Origin of the sequence: Streptomyces cathayae (assembly GCF_029760955.1) — a bacterium.
Classification (GTDB): Bacteria; Actinomycetota; Actinomycetes; order Streptomycetales; family Streptomycetaceae; genus Streptomyces; species Streptomyces cathayae.
Genome location: NZ_CP121682.1, coordinates 6,901,742 through 6,920,622, shown reverse-complemented (window position 1 = coordinate 6,920,622; position 18,881 = coordinate 6,901,742). Strand labels below are relative to the sequence as shown.

16 protein-coding genes are annotated in these 18,881 nt (G+C 73.1%); 8 read left to right on the top strand and 8 right to left on the bottom strand.

The genetic code is table 11. The features are described 5' to 3' along the window. Positions 1 to 301: 301 nt before the first annotated feature. The gene (locus PYS65_RS31725) at positions 302 to 907 is read left to right on the top strand and encodes an Rv1733c family protein (RefSeq protein WP_279337375.1); all 606 of its coding nucleotides are present in this window, start codon (positions 302 to 304) and stop codon (positions 905 to 907) included. A gap of 108 nt (positions 908 to 1,015) precedes the next feature. Continuing rightward, complete coding sequence (locus PYS65_RS31720) at positions 1,016 to 3,448, top strand: right-handed parallel beta-helix repeat-containing protein (protein ID WP_279337374.1); 2,433 nt, start codon at positions 1,016 to 1,018, stop codon at positions 3,446 to 3,448. A gap of 31 nt (positions 3,449 to 3,479) precedes the next feature. On the opposite strand, the gene PYS65_RS31715 is transcribed toward PYS65_RS31720, so the two are convergent. Then, complete coding sequence (locus tag PYS65_RS31715) at positions 3,480 to 5,858, bottom strand: hypothetical protein (protein ID WP_423836138.1); 2,379 nt, start codon at positions 5,856 to 5,858, stop codon at positions 3,480 to 3,482. A 313-nt stretch (positions 5,859 to 6,171) separates the two neighbouring features. On the opposite strand from PYS65_RS31715, the gene PYS65_RS31710 reads away from it, so the two are divergent. Then, the gene (locus PYS65_RS31710; RefSeq protein ID WP_279337373.1) at positions 6,172 to 7,011 is read left to right on the top strand and encodes a DeoR/GlpR family DNA-binding transcription regulator; all 840 of its coding nucleotides are present in this window, start codon (positions 6,172 to 6,174) and stop codon (positions 7,009 to 7,011) included. Positions 7,012 to 7,038: 27 nt separating this feature from the next. Here the strand turns inward: PYS65_RS31710 and cds1 are convergent, their stop codons facing one another. Continuing rightward, complete coding sequence (gene cds1, locus PYS65_RS31705; RefSeq protein WP_279337371.1) at positions 7,039 to 8,163, bottom strand: L-cysteine desulfhydrase Cds1; 1,125 nt, start codon at positions 8,161 to 8,163, stop codon at positions 7,039 to 7,041. A 357-nt stretch (positions 8,164 to 8,520) separates the two neighbouring features. Between cds1 and PYS65_RS31700 the strand changes: the two genes are divergently transcribed. Together PYS65_RS31700 and PYS65_RS31695 are read left to right on the top strand one after the other, a co-directional pair. Beyond that, entirely contained in the window at positions 8,521 to 8,844 is a 324-nt protein-coding gene (locus tag PYS65_RS31700) for a hypothetical protein (RefSeq protein ID WP_109382788.1), read from the top strand. A 195-nt stretch (positions 8,845 to 9,039) separates the two neighbouring features. Continuing rightward, positions 9,040 to 9,585 (top strand): ATP-binding protein, encoded by a 546-nt coding sequence (locus tag PYS65_RS31695; RefSeq protein WP_279337369.1) that lies wholly within the window; start codon positions 9,040 to 9,042, stop codon positions 9,583 to 9,585. A 138-nt stretch (positions 9,586 to 9,723) separates the two neighbouring features. Here PYS65_RS31695 and PYS65_RS31690 read toward each other — a convergent pair whose 3' ends face one another. The 3 genes from PYS65_RS31690 to PYS65_RS31680 form a co-directional block, all read right to left on the bottom strand. Next, positions 9,724 to 10,146, bottom strand: coding sequence for a PPOX class F420-dependent oxidoreductase (locus PYS65_RS31690; protein ID WP_279337368.1), 423 nt, complete (start codon positions 10,144 to 10,146; stop codon positions 9,724 to 9,726). 55 nt (positions 10,147 to 10,201) lie between these two features. After that, complete coding sequence (locus PYS65_RS31685; RefSeq protein ID WP_279337367.1) at positions 10,202 to 11,098, bottom strand: NAD(P)-dependent oxidoreductase; 897 nt, start codon at positions 11,096 to 11,098, stop codon at positions 10,202 to 10,204. Positions 11,099 to 11,342: 244 nt separating this feature from the next. Then, positions 11,343 to 12,581, bottom strand: a complete 1,239-nt coding sequence (locus PYS65_RS31680; protein WP_279337366.1) for an ROK family protein — start codon at positions 12,579 to 12,581, stop codon at positions 11,343 to 11,345. Positions 12,582 to 12,703: 122 nt separating this feature from the next. Here PYS65_RS31680 and PYS65_RS31675 point away from each other — a divergent pair, with 122 nt between their 5' ends. After that, entirely contained in the window at positions 12,704 to 13,837 is a 1,134-nt protein-coding gene (locus tag PYS65_RS31675; protein WP_279337365.1) for a methyltransferase, read from the top strand. Between the two features lie 39 nt (positions 13,838 to 13,876). On the opposite strand, the gene PYS65_RS31670 is transcribed toward PYS65_RS31675, so the two are convergent. Together PYS65_RS31670 and PYS65_RS31665 are read right to left on the bottom strand one after the other, a co-directional pair. Further along, positions 13,877 to 14,728 carry a class II fructose-bisphosphate aldolase gene (locus PYS65_RS31670; protein ID WP_279337364.1) on the bottom strand — a complete coding sequence of 284 codons (852 nt, stop codon included), beginning with the start codon at positions 14,726 to 14,728 and terminating at the stop codon, positions 13,877 to 13,879. 69 nt (positions 14,729 to 14,797) lie between these two features. Next, complete coding sequence (locus tag PYS65_RS31665; RefSeq protein WP_279337363.1) at positions 14,798 to 15,679, bottom strand: SIS domain-containing protein; 882 nt, start codon at positions 15,677 to 15,679, stop codon at positions 14,798 to 14,800. 168 nt (positions 15,680 to 15,847) lie between these two features. On the opposite strand from PYS65_RS31665, the gene PYS65_RS31660 reads away from it, so the two are divergent. Both PYS65_RS31660 and PYS65_RS31655 read left to right on the top strand, forming a co-directional pair. Further along, complete coding sequence (locus PYS65_RS31660) at positions 15,848 to 16,627, top strand: DeoR/GlpR family DNA-binding transcription regulator (RefSeq protein ID WP_279337362.1); 780 nt, start codon at positions 15,848 to 15,850, stop codon at positions 16,625 to 16,627. An 83-nt stretch (positions 16,628 to 16,710) separates the two neighbouring features. Beyond that, positions 16,711 to 18,552, top strand: a complete 1,842-nt coding sequence (locus tag PYS65_RS31655) for a glycoside hydrolase family 15 protein (protein ID WP_279337360.1) — start codon at positions 16,711 to 16,713, stop codon at positions 18,550 to 18,552. Positions 18,553 to 18,555: 3 nt separating this feature from the next. On the opposite strand, the gene PYS65_RS31650 is transcribed toward PYS65_RS31655, so the two are convergent. Continuing rightward, on the bottom strand, positions 18,556 to 18,729 hold the full coding sequence (locus tag PYS65_RS31650; protein ID WP_279338175.1) for a hypothetical protein: 174 nt from the start codon (positions 18,727 to 18,729) through the stop codon (positions 18,556 to 18,558). Between the last annotated feature and the right edge of the window lie 152 nt (positions 18,730 to 18,881).

The following is an 18,881-nucleotide window of genomic DNA, read 5'->3' as shown; positions in this document are numbered from 1 at the left end:
GGAGTCCCGCCGGTAGACACCGGCCTGCGCCGACTGGGCCCACGGGGTCCTCCCTCGACTTCGACTGTCGCTGCGGCACTGCACGGGTGAGCGCCGTCCGGGAACCGCGGAGCATCCGGGGCTCGAGCACCATCGTCCGCGTTGATCATCCGGATCACCATCCGGACGCCTCCGGAAGGCCTAGCGGAAGGCCCCGGCGAAGGGTGACGTCCCTCTCTCTTCCACGGAACCCCGCACGCACCGCTCCGCCGGGAGCTATCACGGAAGCGGGGGACACGGAAGCGGGAAGGCGGTGCGGACGGTGCGGGCGATCAGGGGACTGTGGCGCTGGCGGCACAACCCGCTGTGCCGCCCGACCGATCTGGCCGAGGGCCGGGTGGGGCTCGTGGCGCTGTTGCTCGTCGTCCTCGCCGCCCCGGTCGTCGGGGTTCTCGTCGGGTGTGCCACCGAGGACGCCCTGCGGCGTTCCGTGCGCGAACAGCACGCGAACCGGCATCAGGTGCGGGCCACGGTGGTACGCGAGGTGGACCCCGCCCCGCTGAACATCGACCCGGAGGGCTCCGTCGGCGGGGACCCGCGCACCCGGGTCCTCGCCCGCTGGACCGCCTCCGACGGCACCGGGCACAGCGGCCCGGTGGCGACGCGTCTGAAGAACCCGCGGCCGGGCGACCGCTTCCCCCTGTGGACCGACGCCGGGGGCCGTCCCACGGCACGGCCGATGGACACGGTGACGGCGACGACGCACGCCGTGCTCGCCGGCTTCGGCGTGACCCTGCTGACGGCTGGTGCGATCGAGTGCGTCAGACGGCTGGTCGTCCGGCGCATGGTCCACCACCGGTACGTCCGCCTGGACCGGGCCTGGGAGAGGGCGGGCCCCGACTGGGGCAGGACCGGCACCGGAAGCTGACGGCCTGGTGCCTCTGGTCAATGCGACAGCCGTGCGCACGCTACGGTGGTCCGGCCGGAGCACTCGCCGGCAGACCCGCGTACGACAAGGTGGGGGCACAGCTACGCCATGGCACAGGGCACGGTCCAGGTGACGCACACCGGCACATCGCGATGGCGGCGCCGCACAGGTGAATACGCGTCGCTCGCCGCCGCCCTGGAGGCCGCGGCCGAGGGCGACATCCTCACCGTCGCTCCCGGGACCTACCGGGAGAACCTCGTCGTGGAGCGGGCGGTGACCCTGCGCGGGCCCGAGGGCTCGCCCGGCTCGGTGCGCATCGCCCCCGTGGACGGGGTCCCGCTGACCGTACGCGCGTCCGCGATGGTCCAGGACCTGCATGTGGAGGGGCAGGACTCCGCGGCGCCGGCCCTGCTGATAGAGGAGGGCACCCCGGAACTGCGGGACGTACGGGTGGTCACCCGGTCGGCCGTCGGCATAGAGGTGCGCGGCGGCGCCCGGCCGACGGTCCGTCACTGCACGGTCGACAACCCGGCGGGGGTCGGTATCGCCGTCCTCGACGGCGGGGGCGGGGTGTTCGAGGAGTGCGAGGTCGTCGCCGCCGGGCAGGCGGGCGTCGCGGTGCGCGGGGGCGCGCACCCCCGGCTCGAGCGCTGCCGCGTGCACCACACGGCCGGCTCGGGACTCACCGCCACCGGGGAGAACTCGGCGCTGGAGGCGGTGGGCTGCGAGGTCTACGAGGTGCGGGGCAGCGGTGTCCAGGTGACCGGCCGGGCGACCGCGCACCTCACCGACTGCGAGGTGCACCGCACCACCGGCGACGGTGTCACCCTCGACACCGACGCGGTCCTGACGCTGGCCGACTGCCGTATCCACGACATCCCGGAGAACGCGGTCGATCTGCGTTCCCGCTCCGTCCTCACCATGACCCGTACCACCGTGCGGCAGTTCGGCCGCAACGGCCTGTCGGTGTGGGATCCGGGCACCCGCGCGGACGCCAACCAGTGCGAGATCTCCGACAGCACCGGCGACTATCCGGCGGTGTGGGTGAGTGACGGCGCGACCGTCGTACTGGACTCCTGCCGGGTGCACGACGTGCCGGACGCCCTGTTCGTCCTCGACCGCGGTTCACGCGCGGACGTGGTCGACAGCGACCTGTCGCAGGTGCGCAACACCGCGGTGTCGGTGAGCGACGGCGCCACCGCGCAGCTCGACGACTGCCGGATCCGGGAGGCGGCCACGGGGGCCTGGTTCCGGGACCACGGCAGTGGCGGCACCCTCAGCAACTGCACCCTGGACGGCATGCAGACCGGAGTGATCGTCACCAAGGGCGCCGACCCGACCGTCGAGCGCTGCACCGTCGATTCCCCGGCCGAGGCCGGTGTCTATGTCTCGGCCGGTGGCCGCGGCAGCTTTCTGGACTGCCGGGTCACGGGCAGCGGCGGGTACGGCTTCCATGTGATAGACGGCAGCCGGACGACACTGCGGAAGTGCCGCACGGAGCGCTGCGCGCGCGGTGGTTACGAGTTCGCCGAGAGCGGCGGAGCGACCGGTGCGGGCGGTCCCGTGGTGGAGGACTGCACCAGCGACGAGAGCGGCCATCCCGCGTCACCGACGGCACCGGAGCCGGCCGTGCAGACCGTGACCCACTCCTCCGGTCTGCTGGGCGCCGTTCCCGGACCCCGTGCCGGGCAGGCGCCGCCCGCCCCCGCCGTCGGACCGGAGAAGGAGCTGCGGCCGTCGAGGACCGTGCTCGGTGAACTCGACGCACTGGTGGGCCTGGAGAGCGTCAAACGGGAGGTGCGGGCCCTCACCGACATGATCGAGGTGGGCCGGCGCCGGCAGCAGGCCGGGCTGAAGGCGGCCTCCGTCAAGCGCCACCTGGTGTTCACGGGTTCCCCCGGCACCGGCAAGACCACGGTCGCCCGCCTGTACGGCGAGATCCTCGCCTCCCTCGGCGTGCTGGAGAAGGGGCATCTGGTCGAGGTCTCCCGGGTCGATCTGGTCGGCGAGCACATCGGGTCCACGGCGATCCGCACCCAGGAGGCGTTCGAGAAGGCGCGCGGCGGTGTGCTGTTCATCGACGAGGCGTACGCGCTCTCCCCCGAGGACTCCGGGCGGGACTTCGGCAAGGAGGCCATCGACACGCTGGTGAAGCTGATGGAGGACCACCGGGACGCGGTCGTGGTGATCGTCGCGGGGTACACGGCGGAGATGGAGCGGTTCCTGTCCGTCAACCCGGGGGTGGCGTCCCGCTTCTCACGGACCATCACCTTCGGTGACTACGGGTCCGAGGAGCTGCTGCGCATCGTGGAGCAGCAGGCCGAGGAGCACGAGTACCGGCTGGCGGCGGGTGCCTCGGAGGGCCTGTTGAAGTACTTCACGGAGCTCCCCAGGGGTCCCGCGTTCGGCAACGGCCGCACCGCGCGGCAGACGTTCGAGGCGATGGTGGAGCGGCACGCGAGCCGGGTCGCCCAGCTGCCGGAGCCGAGTACGGACGACCTGACCCTGCTCTACGCCGACGACCTGCCCGAGCTGCCCTGATCCCGCCGCCGCGCGGCGCGCGCCGCACACCTCACGCGGTGGGCGCGCCGGAGCCGCTGCGGACGCCGTCGTCGGGTTCTCCCGGGTGCCGCGGTACCGGAACCTCCGGCCGCAGCCGGGCCAGCAGCCGTCGGCGTTCCTCGGCGAAGGCCGGGTCCGCCTGGTAGTCGGAGTGGCCGAGGATCGGCGCGGGCAGCGGGTGGGCCTCGGTGCGGCCGTACGCCAGGGGGTCCCCGAGCGGAGGACGGTCCACCCCGGGGCCGCGGTCGCCGGGCAGCCGCACCGGGCCGCCGATGGGGTCGGTGAGCCGGTGGAGGTTGCGCCAGCAGACGACCTCCTGGTGCAGGGCGCCGAGCGCGGCGGGTCCGAAGTGGGCCGGGAACCAGCGGCCGTAGAGCCGTTCCAGCGGGGACCCGTAGGTGAGCAGGGCGACGCGGTTGCGGGTGGCGGGGGTGAGCTGCCAGGCCGCGGCGGCGGCGAGGACGCTTCCCTGTGAGTGTCCGGAGAGCACCAGCCGTCCGCCGGTGGACCGTGTCCAGGTCTCGATCCGCCAGGTCAGGTCCGGCACCGCCCGTTCGGCGTAGCAGGGGGGTGCGAAGGGGTGGGCGGCGCGCGGCCAGAAGGTGCCGACGTCCCACAGGATGCCGATCGTGCGCCGTGCGGAGGCGTCCTTGTAGGCGCGCCGGCCCCAGGTGACGAACAGGATGAAGCCGAGCCCGATCAGCCAGGAGCCCAGGGCCTGCGCCGTCTCGGCGGCGCCGTGCACCACGGGGTAGCTGCCCTGTGCGGCCCGGCCGGGTGTCCGGTCGGTGGTCAGGGCGCCGACGAGGGCGCCCGCGCCCAGCAGCAGGGTCGCGGCGGAGGTGACGGCGACGATGCGGGGTGCCCGGTCGGTGAGGGTGGCCATGGCGCGGGCGTAGGCGATCCGCCGGGTACGGGCGGGGTCGCCGGTCTCCCCCGGGAACTCCTGTGCCACGGTGGCGTGCTCGTCGCGGGCGATGTGCCAGGCCCGCCGGGCCAGCCAGCCGCAGAGCCCCAGCAGCAGGACGAGCAGGGGCGGGATCACGGACGCCTGCCAGGTGAGCACCACCGGTGGCCCGGGAATCGACGCCCCGGTGCCGTCCAGCCAGTCGGAGACCCGCTGGGCCACGCCGCCGGACATCACGCCACCCAGCGCGCAGGCCAGCATCGCGACCGCGGGCCCGGCCAGTCCCCGCATGGCGGCACGCCGGTCGGGGGCGCTCCGGTACAGGGCGTGGGCGACTCCGGCGAGCACAATCACGAGGAGGCCCTGGGCGAGGGTGACGGCGCCGAAGGTCGCATCGCCGGACAGCCGGCCCGCCGACTCCCAGCCGGGGCGCTGCCATCCGGCGTACACCAGGGTCAGGACGAGCAGGGTGAGCGCGGCCAGGGGCAGCAGGCGCACCACGCGGGTGTCGAGTTCGCCGTCCAGCCGGCGGTCGGTGCGGCCGCGCCGGCAGACCACCCACACCACGACGGCCGCGCCGGCGAACAGCGCCGCTTCGAGGAGCGGGCCGAGGACACCCAGCACCGCGGGGCCGCCGGGAGCACGGTCGTGGTGCGCGGCCGCGCTGCCGACCGCGGCGGCGACGGTGAGCAGTCCGGCGGCGGTGTGCGCGGCGCGCAGCCGGGCGACCAGGCGACGGCCGTACCAGAAGCCGGGCCGGCCCAGGGCGGTGGGGCCTGCCTCCTCGGGCTCCTCGGGTTCGGTCCCGTGGGCGATCGGCTGCTGGGACTCGTACGCGCTCCAGGTGCGCAGGGACAGGTACCACAGCAGCCCGGTCAGGGCGGTGGGCACCAGGGCGGCGAGGGCGAGCCGGCGGCCCGGCAGGCTCCACCAGCCGCCGTCCGAGGCCTCGGGCGACAGGAAGCCGAGCCAGGAGTGCCGTGCGGCGCACGCGTGCGTGCCCGCGCACTGCCAGGCCGCGAGGTCCAGGGCGACCTCGCAGGCGGCCGCGACGAACAGCACCGTCAGGCTCAGTCCGGTCAGCCGCACCAGCAGTCCGTACAGCCGCACGAGGCGTCCGCGGCCCCGGGCCGTCGGGCGCATCCAGTGGGCGAGGTTGACCACCATGAAGGGCAGCAGCAACAGCCACAGGGCGCGAGTGCCGTTGCCGGAGGTGAGGTTGCACCAGACGTACGCCTCGGGGACCGGGCCGCCTTGGCGGTCGGCGGGCCGGTGCTCCGCGTCGGCGTCGTCGGCGCGCCGGAACACGGCGGCGATGTCGTCGCCCGTGATCCGCACCGTGCGCGGATCGTTCAGCATCTCCTGCGGAGTGGTGCCGCCCACCCCGTGGACCAGGAGTTCCAGGGCTGTGCCGGCTTCCCCGGGCCGCTCGGCCGTCTCGCCCGCGCCCCCGGCCGGTCTGTGTTCCCGCGCACGCTCCACCGCTTCGCACTTCCCCCGTGACACTCCGTCGGTTCCGCCCGTGCCGGCAGGATCTCCCCTGCCCGAGCGGTTCACACCTGTTCTCACGGAATCTCCCCGATCCGGGTGAGGCCCGGGCGACCTGCGGGACGGCCCCCTGGGACGAACCCGCGGGACAATGATGGCATGTACACGCCTGACAGCCGGGTGCGTCCCCCTTGCCCCGGCATGCGAGGATGGGACGCCGACGCACCGGCGACGGAGAGAACCTGCCAGTCGGACCGGGCGTGTGCGGCGTGTCGGACGGCTTGGCGGCGAAAGGACCGGAGCGTACGTGAGCGAGAATCAGAACCTCCTCGCGGAGCAGCGACGCACCCTGATCCTCGACGAGGTCCGGCGCCGCGGCGGAGTCCGGGTCAACGAGCTGACCCGCAAGCTCGGCGTGTCGGACATGACGGTCCGCCGCGATCTCGACGCGCTGGCCCGGCAGGGCGTCCTGGAGAAGGTGCACGGCGGCGCGGTCCCACTGGTCGAGGCCAGCACGCACGAACCCGGTTTCGAGGCCAAGTCGGGTCTGGAGCTGAGCGCGAAGGACGACATCGCGCGGGCGGCGGCCGAACTGGTCGTCCCGGGCGCGGCGATCGCCCTCTCCGGCGGCACGACGACGTACGCGCTGGCCGGCCGGCTGCTCGAGGTGCCCGACCTCACGGTGGTCACCAACTCGGTGCGGGTGGCGGACGTCTTCCACGCGGCGCAGCGCTCCTCGGGCCCCCGGCAGGGCGCGGCCACCGTCGTCCTGACCGGCGGTGTGCGCACGCCGTCGGACTCGCTGGTGGGGCCGGTGGCCGACCAGGCGATCTCGATGCTCCACTTCGACCTGCTGTTCCTGGGGGTGCACGGGATATCGGTCGAGGCCGGGCTGTCGACGCCGAACCTCGCGGAGGCCGAGACCAACCGGCGTCTGGTGCAGTCGGCGCGGCAGGTGGTCGTGGTCGCCGACCACACCAAGTGGGGCACGGTGGGCCTGAGTTCGTTCGCGTCCCTGGACCAGGTGGACACGCTGGTGACGGACTCCGGGCTGCCGGCCGGGGCCCGCCTCGAGGTCTTCGAGCACCTGCGGAACCTGGTCGTGGCGGGGGAACCCGACGGTCCTGCCGATCCCGCGGTCGGCTGACCCCGCGTCCGGGCCGCCCGGAAGACCTCAGTCCGGCCAGACCCCGGTGCGCAGCAGCGTCTCGATCGTCGCCGTGTACGGGGCGATCTCCAGTCCCTGGCCGGCCAGCCACTCGTCCGAGTAGTACTTGTCGAGGTAGCGGTCCCCCGGGTCGCAGAGCAGCGTCACCACGCTCCCCTGCCGCCCTTCGGCCACCATCTCCGCGACGATCTTCAGCGCGCTCCACAGCCCGGTGCCGGTGGAGCCCCCCGCCTTGCGGCCGATGACCCGCTCCAGGGCCCGTACGGCGGCGACGGCGGCAGCGTCGGGCACCTTCATCATCCGGTCGATGGCACCGGGCAGGAAGCTCGGCTCCATCCGGGGCCGGCCGATGCCCTCGATACGGGAACCGCTGTCGCAGGTGACGTCCGGATCGCCGGTGGTCCAGCCCTCGAAGAAGCAGGAGTTCTCCGGATCGGCGACACAGACGCGGGTGTCGTACTGCAGATAGTGGACGTAGCGCGCGAGGGTCGCCGAGGTGCCGCCGGTGCCGGCCGTGGCGACGATCCACTCGGGCACCGGGAACGGCTCCGACTCCAGCTGACGGAAGATGGATTCGGCGATGTTGTTGTTCCCCCGCCAGTCCGTGGCCCGTTCGGCGTAGGTGAACTGGTCCATGTAGTGGCCACCGGTCTCCGCCGCGAGGGCGGACGACGCCTCGTACATCGTGCGGGGGTCGTCCACGAAGTGGCACCGGCCGCCGTGGAACTCGATGAGGCGGCACTTCTCGGCGCTCGTCGTGCGGGGCATGACGGCGATGAAGGGCACCCCGATCAGCTTCGCGAAGTAGGCCTCCGACACGGCGGTCGAGCCGCTGGACGCCTCGATCACCGGGCGGCCCGGACGGATCCAGCCATTGCACAGCCCGTAGAGGAAGAGGGAGCGGGCGAGCCGGTGCTTCAGGCTGCCGGTCGGATGCGTCGACTCGTCCTTGAGGTAGAGGTGGACGTTCCACCGCTCGGGCAGCGGGAAGCGCAGCAGATGGGTGTCGGCCGACCGGTTGGCGTCGGCCTGCACCCTGCGCACGGCCTCTTTCAGCCAGTCGCGGTAGCCGGGGTCGCTGTGGTCGACATCGAGGGTGACATCGCCCGGGGGCTGTTGGGGGGTACTCACGGCAGGGCTCCTTACGCTGAGCGCCGACGGCGTCCCGCGCGGCCGACACACCGATCATATGCACCCCAGGAAAGCCTCTCACCTGCATAAACGCCTCTTTGGGCGGCTCAAAGGCAACCCTGGGACCACGTCATGGCCCTCTGCCGGGGGGCGCCCTGGGCGCGGCGGTGGGGGCGCATTCGCGCGAGTGCTTCGAGCACCGCGGGGAACAGGGGCACGTGCACTGGTGCTCGGCGACGGGGGCGGGCAGACTGCACCGGCGGAGCAGGGTCCCGGACGGGGGCACACTGGATCTGGACACGAGCCGGCCCGCGGAACACGGTCCGGCACACCGACGCGCACAAGGGGGCGGGTGGCATGGCCGAGCCGGAGTTCACGGCCAGGGGCGTGCGGATCGGCAGGCGGCTGCGGTCGCTCACCCGGGCCGGGCAGGTCCGGATCAGCGACGGCAGGCTCGAGTTGCTCACCAGCCACGGAACCGAGATCGACAGCGCGCCGGTGCAGGCCGTCCGCGCCTCCCGTCCCTGGTTCGCACCCGAGGACCGGGCCCTGGCCGACCTCAACGGCCATCGGTACCTGCTGACGCTGGGTGACCACGACCCGGCGCCGGGCGAGCCGGGACCGCCCGCGGCCCGCCGTTTCATCGAAGCCGTACGCCGGGCATCGGGCCGCGGCGCCTGATGTGTCCGTGAGTTGCGCCACTTCGGGCCCTGCGTCACGCTGTTGTCACGTCACTCTGGGTTTACCGGCGATAACGCTGCGAACCAGCCCGCCGGCCACGACAGCAGGCAGCCACGCCACGCGGGCACCCTGCTGGATCCGTACTCCGTGTTCTTCCGGACGTCCGTCCGGACCTGACACCGGGGAGTCGCAGCTGTGATCACTCACCCAAGCAGACACTGCACGGTGGAGCTCCAGGCTCTGCCCGCGCGGATCGGCCAGGTCCGCAGAATCGTATCTGCGCAATTGCGCTACTGGCATATGGACATCTTGATAGACCGGGCCTCGCTCGGTGTGACGGAGTTGTTGTCCAACGTCCACCGGCACGCCCAGCCCGACAAGACCTGCACGGTCGAGCTGGAAGTGCTGCTCGACCGGCTCAAGGTCTCGGTGCGCGACCACGACCCGCGGCTGCCGGCCGTGGCGGACGCCGGTCCGCTCGCCACCTGCGGGCGGGGGCTGGCCATGGTGGCCGCGATGAGCGAGAGCTGGGGCGCGCTGCCGGACGGCGATTCGGGCAAGGTCGTGTGGTTCACGCTGCCGACGCCGTCCGCGACTCCCGTCGCGGACTGGGACCGGTGTCCGAGGATCGACACCGTCGAGCCCGCCGCACACCGGTTCGCGGAGGTCGCACTCGTCGAGCACGCCGTCGAGGGCCACCGGGCCGAACCGGAACCCGCCCGGTCCGTCGTTGCCGGCTGACCGGGCTCTGACCTCCGGTGGCCGTGTCGCACCACCCTTGCCGCGCGGCGCAGCGGTGCGCTGCCGCCACCGACGACCAGAGCCCGGATCAGGGAGGCCGGCGGCACCCGTTCCCCTCCCCCGGCGGGCCCGTCGGGTTCAGGTGGACGGCTGGTCGCTGTCCTTCAGGGCGCCCCAGCCGTGCCAGCGGTCGACCTCGATCCAGGCGCTGACCCGGGCCCGGACCCGGTCGGGGTACGGGTTGCCGGTGTAGTGCCGGGAGAGGCGGTCGATGTCGGCCAGGCCTTCGTCGTCCTTCAGCTCGACGACGCGGCCGACGAGGGTGACATGGGTGTACCAGTTCTCCTCGTCCAGCACGGTGAGGGTGACGCGCGGGTCGCGGCGCAGGTGCTTCAGGCGCACCCTGCCCTCGTCCAGGCTGATCAGCGCGCGGCCGTCCTCCCACACGTACCAGGTGGGCGTGGAGACGGGTGTGCCGTCGGAGCGGAGGGTGGCCATGACACAGGGGTTGGGACGGCGCAGCAGGTCGTCGGCCTCGGAAGGCAGCGGGGGCTTGGACACTACGGACTCCTCGGTGGCTCGTCGAACGGTTCCCCGGACGCTTCGTACCGGGTGCTCAGGTGGGGGACTCGCCGTGACCGGCGAAACTGGCGTAGTAGGCGGCGGCCATGTCCTCATCCCCGTGGCCCTGGGCCGCGGCGCGTTCCAGGCGCTCGGCGCCGGCTGCGGCCACGTCCAGGCGCACACCGTGCTGTTCACCGGCCCGGACGATCAGACGGGCGTCCTTGGCCGCGGTGGTCACGGCGAACTGGGCCGGGGTCAGCGGCCCGTCCAGGATCAGCCCCGCCTTGGCGCGCAGATAGCCCATGTCGAGCGGGCCGCCCGCGATGAGGTCGAAGAAGCCGCCGGGGTCGACGTCCAGCGCCTCGGCCAGGGCGAGGGTCTCCCCCACGGCGGAGGTGACCGCGAGGACCCAGCTGTTGGCCACGAGTTTGAGCCGGGTCGCGCTGCCTGCCGCCCCGTCCTCGCCGGTCCACACGGTGCGGGCACCGACGGCGTCGAACACCGGGGCCACCGTGGTCCTGCCCTCGGCCGGTCCGGCGGCGATCACGGTCAGCTGTCCGGCCTCGGCCGGCTGCCGGGTGCCCAGCACCGGGGCGTCGTAGAAGAGCAGGCCGTGCTCGCGCGCGAAGCCGGCCAGCTCGGCGAGGCCCTCGAGACCGGCGGTGGTGGACTGCGCCCAGACGGTGCCGCGCCGCAGGGCGGGGGCGGCCAGCCGCATCGTCTCCAGCGTGGCGGGACCGTCGTACAGCATGGTCAGGACGACATCGGCGGACTCGACCGCCTCGGCGGGGGTGCCGGCGACGTGCGCGCCGTCGGCGGCGAGCGGGTCGGCCTTGGCGCGGGTGCGGTTCCAGACGCGGACGGCGTGACCGGCCCGGGCGAGGTTGCGGGCCATCGCGGCACCCATGATGCCGGTGCCCAGGACGGTCACGGTGAGCTGATCGGTCATGACCTCGGCTTTCTGCGGGTCGGGGTGGTCGCTCCGCGTGCGGTGGGCAGTGCCTCGTGCTCCGGTCCGGGTCCCTGGTCCGGTCCGGGTCCCTGGTCCGGCACCGGGTCGAGTGTCCCGTGCCCGGTCGGCGCGCGCACTGCCCGGCAGCGCTTCGCCGATCACGTTTCGTGGATCATTGTGCGGTGTCCGGCCGTGGTTCCGCCTCTCGACCCGGGCATCCGCCTGCCCACCGGCCGGACCGTTATGCCAGGGCCCCCAGCGGATCGTCGAGCACCGGCTGCCAGGCCAGTTCGGCGGCGCCGACCAGGCTGTTGTGGTCCAGGGCGCAGGCCAGGATCGGGACGCCGCCGCTGCGGCCCCACAGGCTGCGGTCGGCGACGACGGCGCGCAGCCGGTCCGGGGCGGCCTCCAGGAGGGTGCCGTGCAGGCCTCCGAGGATGATCCTGTCCGGGTTGAGGATGTTCACCAGACCGGCGAGACCCTGTCCCAGGCGGTCGACGAGGGTGTCGACGGCGGCGCGGACGGCCGGGTCGTCGTGGTGCTCGTGGATCAGTGTGTCGGCCTGTTTGAGGAGGGACATCTCGGGGCCGGGTTCGCGTCCGGCCGCGGTGAGGAAGGCGAGCGGGTCCGCCTCCACGTCCAGGCAGCCCCGGCTGCCGCAGTAACAGGGGCGGCCCCCGGGGTTGACAGCGAGGTGGCCGACCTCCAGGGCGAGACCGGAACTGCCGGTGTGCAGGCGGCCGTCGAGCACCAGCGCGCCGCCGACACCCCGGTGGCCGGTGGCCACGCACAGCAGGTCGCGTGCGCCGCGCCCGGCACCGTGCCGGTGTTCGGCGAGGGCGACGAGGTTGACGTCGTTCGCCGCGAAGGCGGGGCCGCCGAGACCGGCGGCGCGCACCTGCTCGGCGAAGATCTCCCGCACCGGGGCGCCCGTGGGCCAGGCCAGGCGCAGCGGGCCGAAGGCCAGTCCCTCGGGTTCGGCCACCGCGGACGGCACGGAGAGCCCCGCTCCGACGCACCGGCGTCCGGTCTCGCGGAGCAGTTCGGCGCCGGCCGCGACGACGGAGCCCAGCACCTTCGCCGGGTCGGCGTCGATGACCTCGCTGCCGGGCGCGGTGGCGACGATCCGGCCGCCCAGGCCGACCAGGGCGGCCCGGAACCCGTCGGCGTGCACCTGCGCGGCCAGGGCCACCGGTCCGTCCTCGGCGATCGAGAGCCGGTGCGAGGGCCTGCCCTGCGAACCGGCGGCCGCGCCGGGCCGGGCGTCCACCCTGATCAGGCCGAGCGCCTCCAGTTCGGCGGCGACGGCACCGGCGGTCGCCCGCGTCACGCCCAGTTCCGTGGTGAGCACCGCGCGGGTCGGGGCACGTCCGGTGTGCACGAGTTCCAACGCGGGCCCGAGGGCTCCGCGTCCCCGGTCCAGCCGTGTCCTCGAGGTGGTCCCTTCCCCCGCCGGCCGGGGGTCCGCCTTCCCGCTCATGAGGGCGAGTCTCCCATGATCCGAAACGGCGGCGGGCCACCGGCCGCCGTCCCGGAGCGGGAGGCTCGGCCGCCCGGCGGGACTCCGGGCTCCGCTAGCCTGGTCGCACGATGAACGACCGTATGACGACTGCGTGGGGCGCGCCGGTGCTGGCCCGCTTCCCCGAGGACCCCCGCGACAGACTGCGCGCCTGGGACGCCTCCGACGAGTACCTCCTCGGACATCTGGACCGGGAGCCGATCCCGCTGGACGGCACGGTCGTGGTCGTCGGAGACCGCTGGGGGGCACTGGTCACGGCGCTCGCCGCGCACCGGCCGACACAGATCACCGACTCCTGGCTGGGGCAGCAGGCCACCCGCGCGAACCTGGCACGCGCCGGTGTCGAGCCGGGCGCGGTCCGGCTGCTCACCACGCAGGACCCGCCGCCGGCCCGGATCGATGTGCTGCTGGTGCGGGTGCCGAAGAGTCTGGCCCTGCTGGAGGACCAGTTGCTGCGGCTGGCTCCCGCGGTGCACGAGGACACGGTCGTCGTCGGGACCGGCATGGTGAAGGAGATCCACACCTCGACGCTGAACCTCTTCGAGCGGATCATCGGCCCCACCCGGACCTCTCTCGCCGAGAAGAAGGCGCGGCTCGTCTTCTGCACCCCGGACCCGGCCCTGGTCCGGCCCTCCAGTCCCTGGCCGTACAGCTACGCGCTGCCCGACGGCGTCGGCGCGGTCTCGGGCCGGACCGTCGTCAACCACGCGGGGGTCTTCTGCGCCGACCGGCTCGACATCGGCACCCGGTTCCTCCTGAAGCATCTGCCGACCGGGCGGACGGGCCTGCGGGTGGTGGATCTCGGGTGCGGCAACGGTGTCGTCGGTACGGCGGTGGCGCTGGCCGATCCGCGGGCCGAGGTGCTGTTCGTCGACGAGTCGTTCCAGGCGGTGGCGTCCGCGGAGGCCACGTACCGGGCCAACGGCGTACCGGGGCATGCCGAGTTCCGGGTCGGCGACGGTCTGGCGGGCGTGCCGGACGACAGCGTCGACCTGGTGCTCAACAACCCGCCGTTCCACTCCCACCAGGCGACCAGCGAGGCGACGGCCTGGCGCATGTTCACCGGCGCGAGGCGCACCCTGCGCCCCGGTGGTGAGCTGTGGGTGGTCGGCAACCGCCATCTGGGGTACCACGTGAAGCTGCGGCGGTTGTTCGGGAACAGTGAAGTGGTGGCGAGCGACCCGAAGTTCGTCGTTCTGAAGTCCGTCCGACGGTAGCGCCGCAGCACGGCGCCGCAGCACTCCCGGTGGCCTGCTTCAGCGGGGGGCGAGCGTCGTGATGAGGTCCGCCACCGCGCGGGTCATCGCTTCCCGGCCCACGGTCAGATAACCGCGGGAGTCGACCGCTTCGGGGTGGGCGGCGAGGAAGTCCCTGATGGCGCCGGTCATGGCGAGGTTCAGGGCGGTGCCGATGTTCACCTTGGCGATGCCCGAGCCGACGGCCGCGGTGAGTTCGGTGTCCGGCAGGCCCGAAGAGCCGTGCAGGACGAGGGGGACGTCCAGGGCGGCGGAGAGGCGTCCGAGGAGGGCGTGGTCGAGGGTGGCGGTGCGGGTGGTCATGGCGTGGGTGGTGCCGACGGCGACGGCCAGGGCGTCCACGCCGGAGTCGGCGACGAAGGCGCGGGCCTGTTCGGGGTCGGTGCGGGCGCCGGGCGCGTGGGCGTCCAGCGGCGCCGTGCCCTTGCCTCCGATCTCCCCCAGTTCCGCCTCGATCCACAGGCCCCGGGCGTGCGCCCAGTCGACGGCCGCCCGGGTCGCGGCGAGGTTCTCGGCGTAGGTCAGCCGGGCCGCGTCGTACATCACGGAACCGAAGCCGGCGTCCGGGGCCTGGCGCAGCAGGGCGTCGCTCTGGACGTGGTCGAGGTGCAACGCGACGGGGACGGCGGCGCGTTCGGCGGCGGCGACGGCGGCGCGGGCGAGCGGCAGGAGGCGGCCGTAGCGGAACTTGACCGCGTTCTCGCTGACCTGGAGGACCACGGGGGCGTCCACCGACTCGGCACCGGCGATGACGGCTTCGACGTGTTCCAGCGTGATGACGTTGAACGAGGCGACGGCGGAACCCGCCGCGGCGGCGCGGCCGACGAGTTCGCCGGTGGTGGTGAGAGGCACGTTCGCTCCTTCCGTTCTTTCCGGTCCCTTTCAGCGCCTTCCGGTGCTTTCCGGTGCTTTCCGGCGGGGTCAGGGCTCGAGAACGACCGAGCGGGTGAGGTGGCGGGGGCGGTCGGGGTCGAGTCCGCGGGCCTCGGCGACGGCGACGGCGAGGCGCTGGGCGCGGACGAGTTCGGCCAGCGGGTCGAGGGTGCCCTGGATCCACGCTCCGCCGGTGTCCCGCACCTGTTCGGCCAGACCGTCCGGTGCGTCGCCCAGCATCCAGGTCGCGGTACCGCGCGTGGTGACGCTGATGGGGCCGTGCCGGTATTCCATGGCCGGGTAGGCCTCCGTCCACGCCAGTGCGGCCTCCCGCATCTTCAGACCCGCCTCGTGGGCGAGGCCCACGGTCCAGCCGCGGCCGAGGAAGGTGAACTGGGTGCAGTCCACGAGCCCTTCGGGCAGCGGTCGTGCGAGGGCGGTTCGCGCGTCCTCGACGACCGTGCCGGTGTGCAGGCCGAGGTGGGCGCGGAGCAGGGTGAGGGCCGTGGTCGCGAACCGCGTCTGCACGACGGAGCGTTCGTCCGCGTAGTCGAGTACGACGGTCTCGTCCGCCGATGCCGTCACGGCGGTGTCCGGGTCGGCGGTGAGCGCGGTGGTACGGGTGCCGCCCTTCAACCGGTCGAGCAGGTCCAGGACTTCGGTGGTGGTGCCGGAGCGGGTGAGGGCGACGACGTGGTCGTAGGCACGTCCGTGCGGGAACTCCGAGGCGGCGAAGGCGTCCGTCTCGCCCTGACCCGCCCCTTCGCGCAGGGCCGCCACCGCCTGCGCCATGAAGTACGAGGTGCCGCAGCCGACGACCGCGACCCGCTCCCCCGGTGCCGGGAGGGCCCGGGTGTGCTCGGCCGCCTGCGTGGCGGCCCGCGTCCAGCACTCGGGCTGACTCGTCAGTTCGTCCTCGACATGTGTCATGGCCGCCCCCACCCGCCTCGGTGATTGTTGTTGCAAGATAGAGCGGAGTTTCGAGCACAATCAAGCATTCGAGCAGAGATCGTCGGTGCGTCGGGGCCTGTCCGCCGGACAGGCGCTAGGGTCGCCGCAGGCCGGGAGACGGCAGGTGGCGGCAGGACGGGAGGGCGGATGTCGCGGGACGCCCGCTGGCAGGCGCTGCTCGAACTGCTCGTCGAGCGGGGCCGACTGGACGTGGACGAGACCGCCGCCGAGCTGGAGGTGTCGGCCGCGACGATCCGCCGGGACTTCGACACCCTCGCCGGGCAGCAGATGCTGGTGCGCACCCGGGGCGGGGCGGTGGCGCACGGGGTGTCGTACGAGCTGCCGCTGCGCTACAAGACCGCTCGCCGCGCCTCCGAGAAGCAGCGGATCGCCGAGGCCGTGGCGGGGCTCCTCGCGCCGGGCGAGGCGGTCGGGCTGACCGGCGGCACCACCACCACGGAAGTGGCGCGTGCGCTGGCGGTACGCGGTGATCTCGCGTCCGGGTCGCCCGCGCTGACGGTGGTGACCAACGCGCTCAACATCGCGGGCGAGCTCGCCGTGCGCCCGCAGTTCAAGATCGTGGTGACCGGCGGGGTGGCGCGGGCCCAGTCGTACGAGCTGGTCGGGCCGCTCGCGGACGGGGTGCTGGGGCAGATCACGCTCGACGTGGCGGTGCTCGGTGTCGTCGCCTTCGACGTCGCACACGGCGCGGCGGCGCACGACGAGGCGGAGGCGGCGATCAACCGGCTGCTGTGCGAACGGGCCGAGCGGGTGATCGTGGCGGCCGATTCCAGCAAACTGGGCCGGCGGGCGTTCGCCCGGATCTGTCCGGCCGGGTCGGTGGACACCCTGGTCACGGACGCGGCGGCCTCCCCGGAGGCGGTGCGCCGGTTCGAGGAGGCGGGACTGCGCGTCCTCGTGGCGTGAACCTCCTACCGCGGGCCCGTCCGGCCGGGCCTGCCTAAGCTGGCAGTCAGGGCGGCACGTACCGGCGGGCCAGGGAGGCTGCGATGGACGGGGCGGCGAGGGAGTGGGCAACGTCCGGCGGGCAGCGGTACGCACCGATCTCCGATCACGGCCTGATCGGAGATCTGCGCAGCGTGGCGCTGGTCGCGACCGACGGCACCATCGACTGGTACTGCTGCCCGGACTTCGACTCACCCAGTGTCTTCGCCGCGATCCTGGACGCCGGGCGCGGGGGCTCCTTCGAGCTGGCGGCGGCCGTGCCGGCGCACACCAAGCAGTTCTACTTCCCCGACACCAATGTCCTGATCACCAGGTTCTTCACCGAGGACGGCGTGGGTGAGGTGCAGGACTTCATGCCGGTCACCGGGGAGCCGGAGCCGGCCGAGGAGGACCGGCACCGGCTGATCCGGCGGGTGCTGTGCGTGCGCGGGGCCCTCCCGTTCCGGATGCGGGCGGCGCCGCGGTTCGAGTACGGCACCCGGCCGCACACCCTGCGGCTGGCCGGCGACCTGGCGGTGTTCGAGTCCGAGGCGCTGTCCCTCGCGCTCACCTCGACCGTCCCGCTGGAGGCCGACGGCCCGGACGTGCGGGCCGACTTCAAACTGGCGGAGGGCGAGACCGCGGTGTTCACCCTGGACCGGGTCGGCGGCGAGGTGGCCCCCCGCCACTGCGCGCACCGGGATGCGGAGGAGCAGTTCGGCACCACGGTGCGGTACTGGCGGCACTGGCTGTCCTCCTCCCGCTACCGCGGCCGGTGGCGGGAGATGGTGCACCGCTCCGCCCTCACCCTGAAGCTGCTCACCTACGCGCCGACCGGGGCGATCGTGGCGGCGCCCACGACGAGTCTTCCGGAGGAGCTCGGCGGGGAGCGCAACTGGGACTACCGGTACGTGTGGATGCGGGACGCGGCCTTCTGCGTGTACGCGCTGCTGCGGCTGGGCTTCTCCGAGGAGGCCAGGGCGTTCATGGGGTTCGTGTCCCGGCACGTCAGTCCCGGCGACGGGTGCCCCTCCGGCCCGCTGCAGATCATGTACGGCATCGACGGCCGTACCGACCTGGCCGAGCGCGAACTCGGCCATCTGGAGGGGTACCGGGGTTCGGCACCGGTGCGGGTCGGCAACGCGGCGGCCGACCAGTTGCAGCTCGACATCTACGGGGCGCTGATCGACTCCTTCTACCTGTACGACAAGTGGGCCGAGCCCATCTCCAGCGAGCAGTGGGACCATGTGTGCGCGCTGGTGGACTGGGTGTGCACGCACTGGGACCAGCCCGACGAGGGCATCTGGGAGACGCGCGGCGGGCGCAGGAACTTCCTGTACTCACGGCTGATGTGCTGGGTGGCGATCGAGCGGGCCGTCCGCATGGCCAACCGGCGCGGTCTGCCCGCCGATCTCCCCCGCTGGCGGACGAGCCGCGACACCATCTACCGGCGGATCATGAGCCACGGCTGGTCCGAGGCGCGCCGGGCCTTCGTGCAGCACGAGGACGGGGACGTGCTCGACGCGGCGGTGCTGATGATGCCGCTGACGAAGTTCATCGCGCCGACCGACCCGAAGTGGCTGTCCACGCTCGACTCGCTCACCGAGGACCTGGTGTCGGACTCGCTGGTCTACCGGTACGACCCGCAGGAGAGCCCGGACGGCCTGCGCGGCGACGAGGGCACGTTCTCCATCTGCTCGTTCTGGTACGTCGAGGCGCTGACCCGGGCCGGACGGCTCGACGAGGCGTCCCTCGCCTTCGAGAAGATGCTGACGTACGCCAACCACCTGGGCCTGTACGCCGAGGAGATCAGCCACACCGGTGCACAGCAGGGCAACTTCCCACAGGCGTTCACGCACCTCTCGCTGATCAGTGCCGCGTTCAATCTGGACCGCGCCCTGGGCTGATCCTCAGTGGCCGTGGCCCGCGCCCTCGCGGGGCGCGGGGGCGTGTTTCCCGTCGTGCGCCGGTGCGGGTGCGCTGTCCGCGATGACCGGGTCCAGCACCCGGCCGACGCCGTAGGCCGTGCCGAAGGTCACGGCCAGGGCTGCGGCGAATGCGGTGATCTTCACTCCGGTACGCATGGTCACCCCTCCTCTGGATCCTCTCGGAATCCTCTCGGAACCGGACACCGGCCCGGGTCCGGGGCGGTGCCCACACACCTCACCATACCCCTGGGGGGTACGCAATCAAGTCCGGTCGGCCCTTGAATCCGCATACCTCCCAGGGGTATACC

What these genes read in the sequence shown, in the direction of transcription:
- PYS65_RS31720 (WP_279337374.1), top strand. Translation starts at nt 1,016, where the DNA reads ATGGCACAGGGCACGGTCCAGGTGACGCACACCGGCACATCGCGATGG.
- PYS65_RS31700 (WP_109382788.1), top strand. Translation starts at nt 8,521, where the DNA reads ATGGCCGAGCCGGAGTTCACGGCCAGGGGCGTGCGGATCGGCAGGCGG.
- PYS65_RS31685 (WP_279337367.1), bottom strand. Translation starts at nt 11,098, where the DNA reads ATGACCGATCAGCTCACCGTGACCGTCCTGGGCACCGGCATCATGGGT.
- PYS65_RS31680 (WP_279337366.1), bottom strand. Translation starts at nt 12,581, where the DNA reads ATGAGCGGGAAGGCGGACCCCCGGCCGGCGGGGGAAGGGACCACCTCG.
- PYS65_RS31675 (WP_279337365.1), top strand. Translation starts at nt 12,704, where the DNA reads ATGACGACTGCGTGGGGCGCGCCGGTGCTGGCCCGCTTCCCCGAGGAC.
- PYS65_RS31665 (WP_279337363.1), bottom strand. Translation starts at nt 15,679, where the DNA reads ATGACACATGTCGAGGACGAACTGACGAGTCAGCCCGAGTGCTGGACG.
- PYS65_RS31660 (WP_279337362.1), top strand. Translation starts at nt 15,848, where the DNA reads ATGTCGCGGGACGCCCGCTGGCAGGCGCTGCTCGAACTGCTCGTCGAG.
- PYS65_RS31655 (WP_279337360.1), top strand. Translation starts at nt 16,711, where the DNA reads ATGGACGGGGCGGCGAGGGAGTGGGCAACGTCCGGCGGGCAGCGGTAC.
- PYS65_RS31650 (WP_279338175.1), bottom strand. Translation starts at nt 18,729, where the DNA reads ATGCGTACCGGAGTGAAGATCACCGCATTCGCCGCAGCCCTGGCCGTG.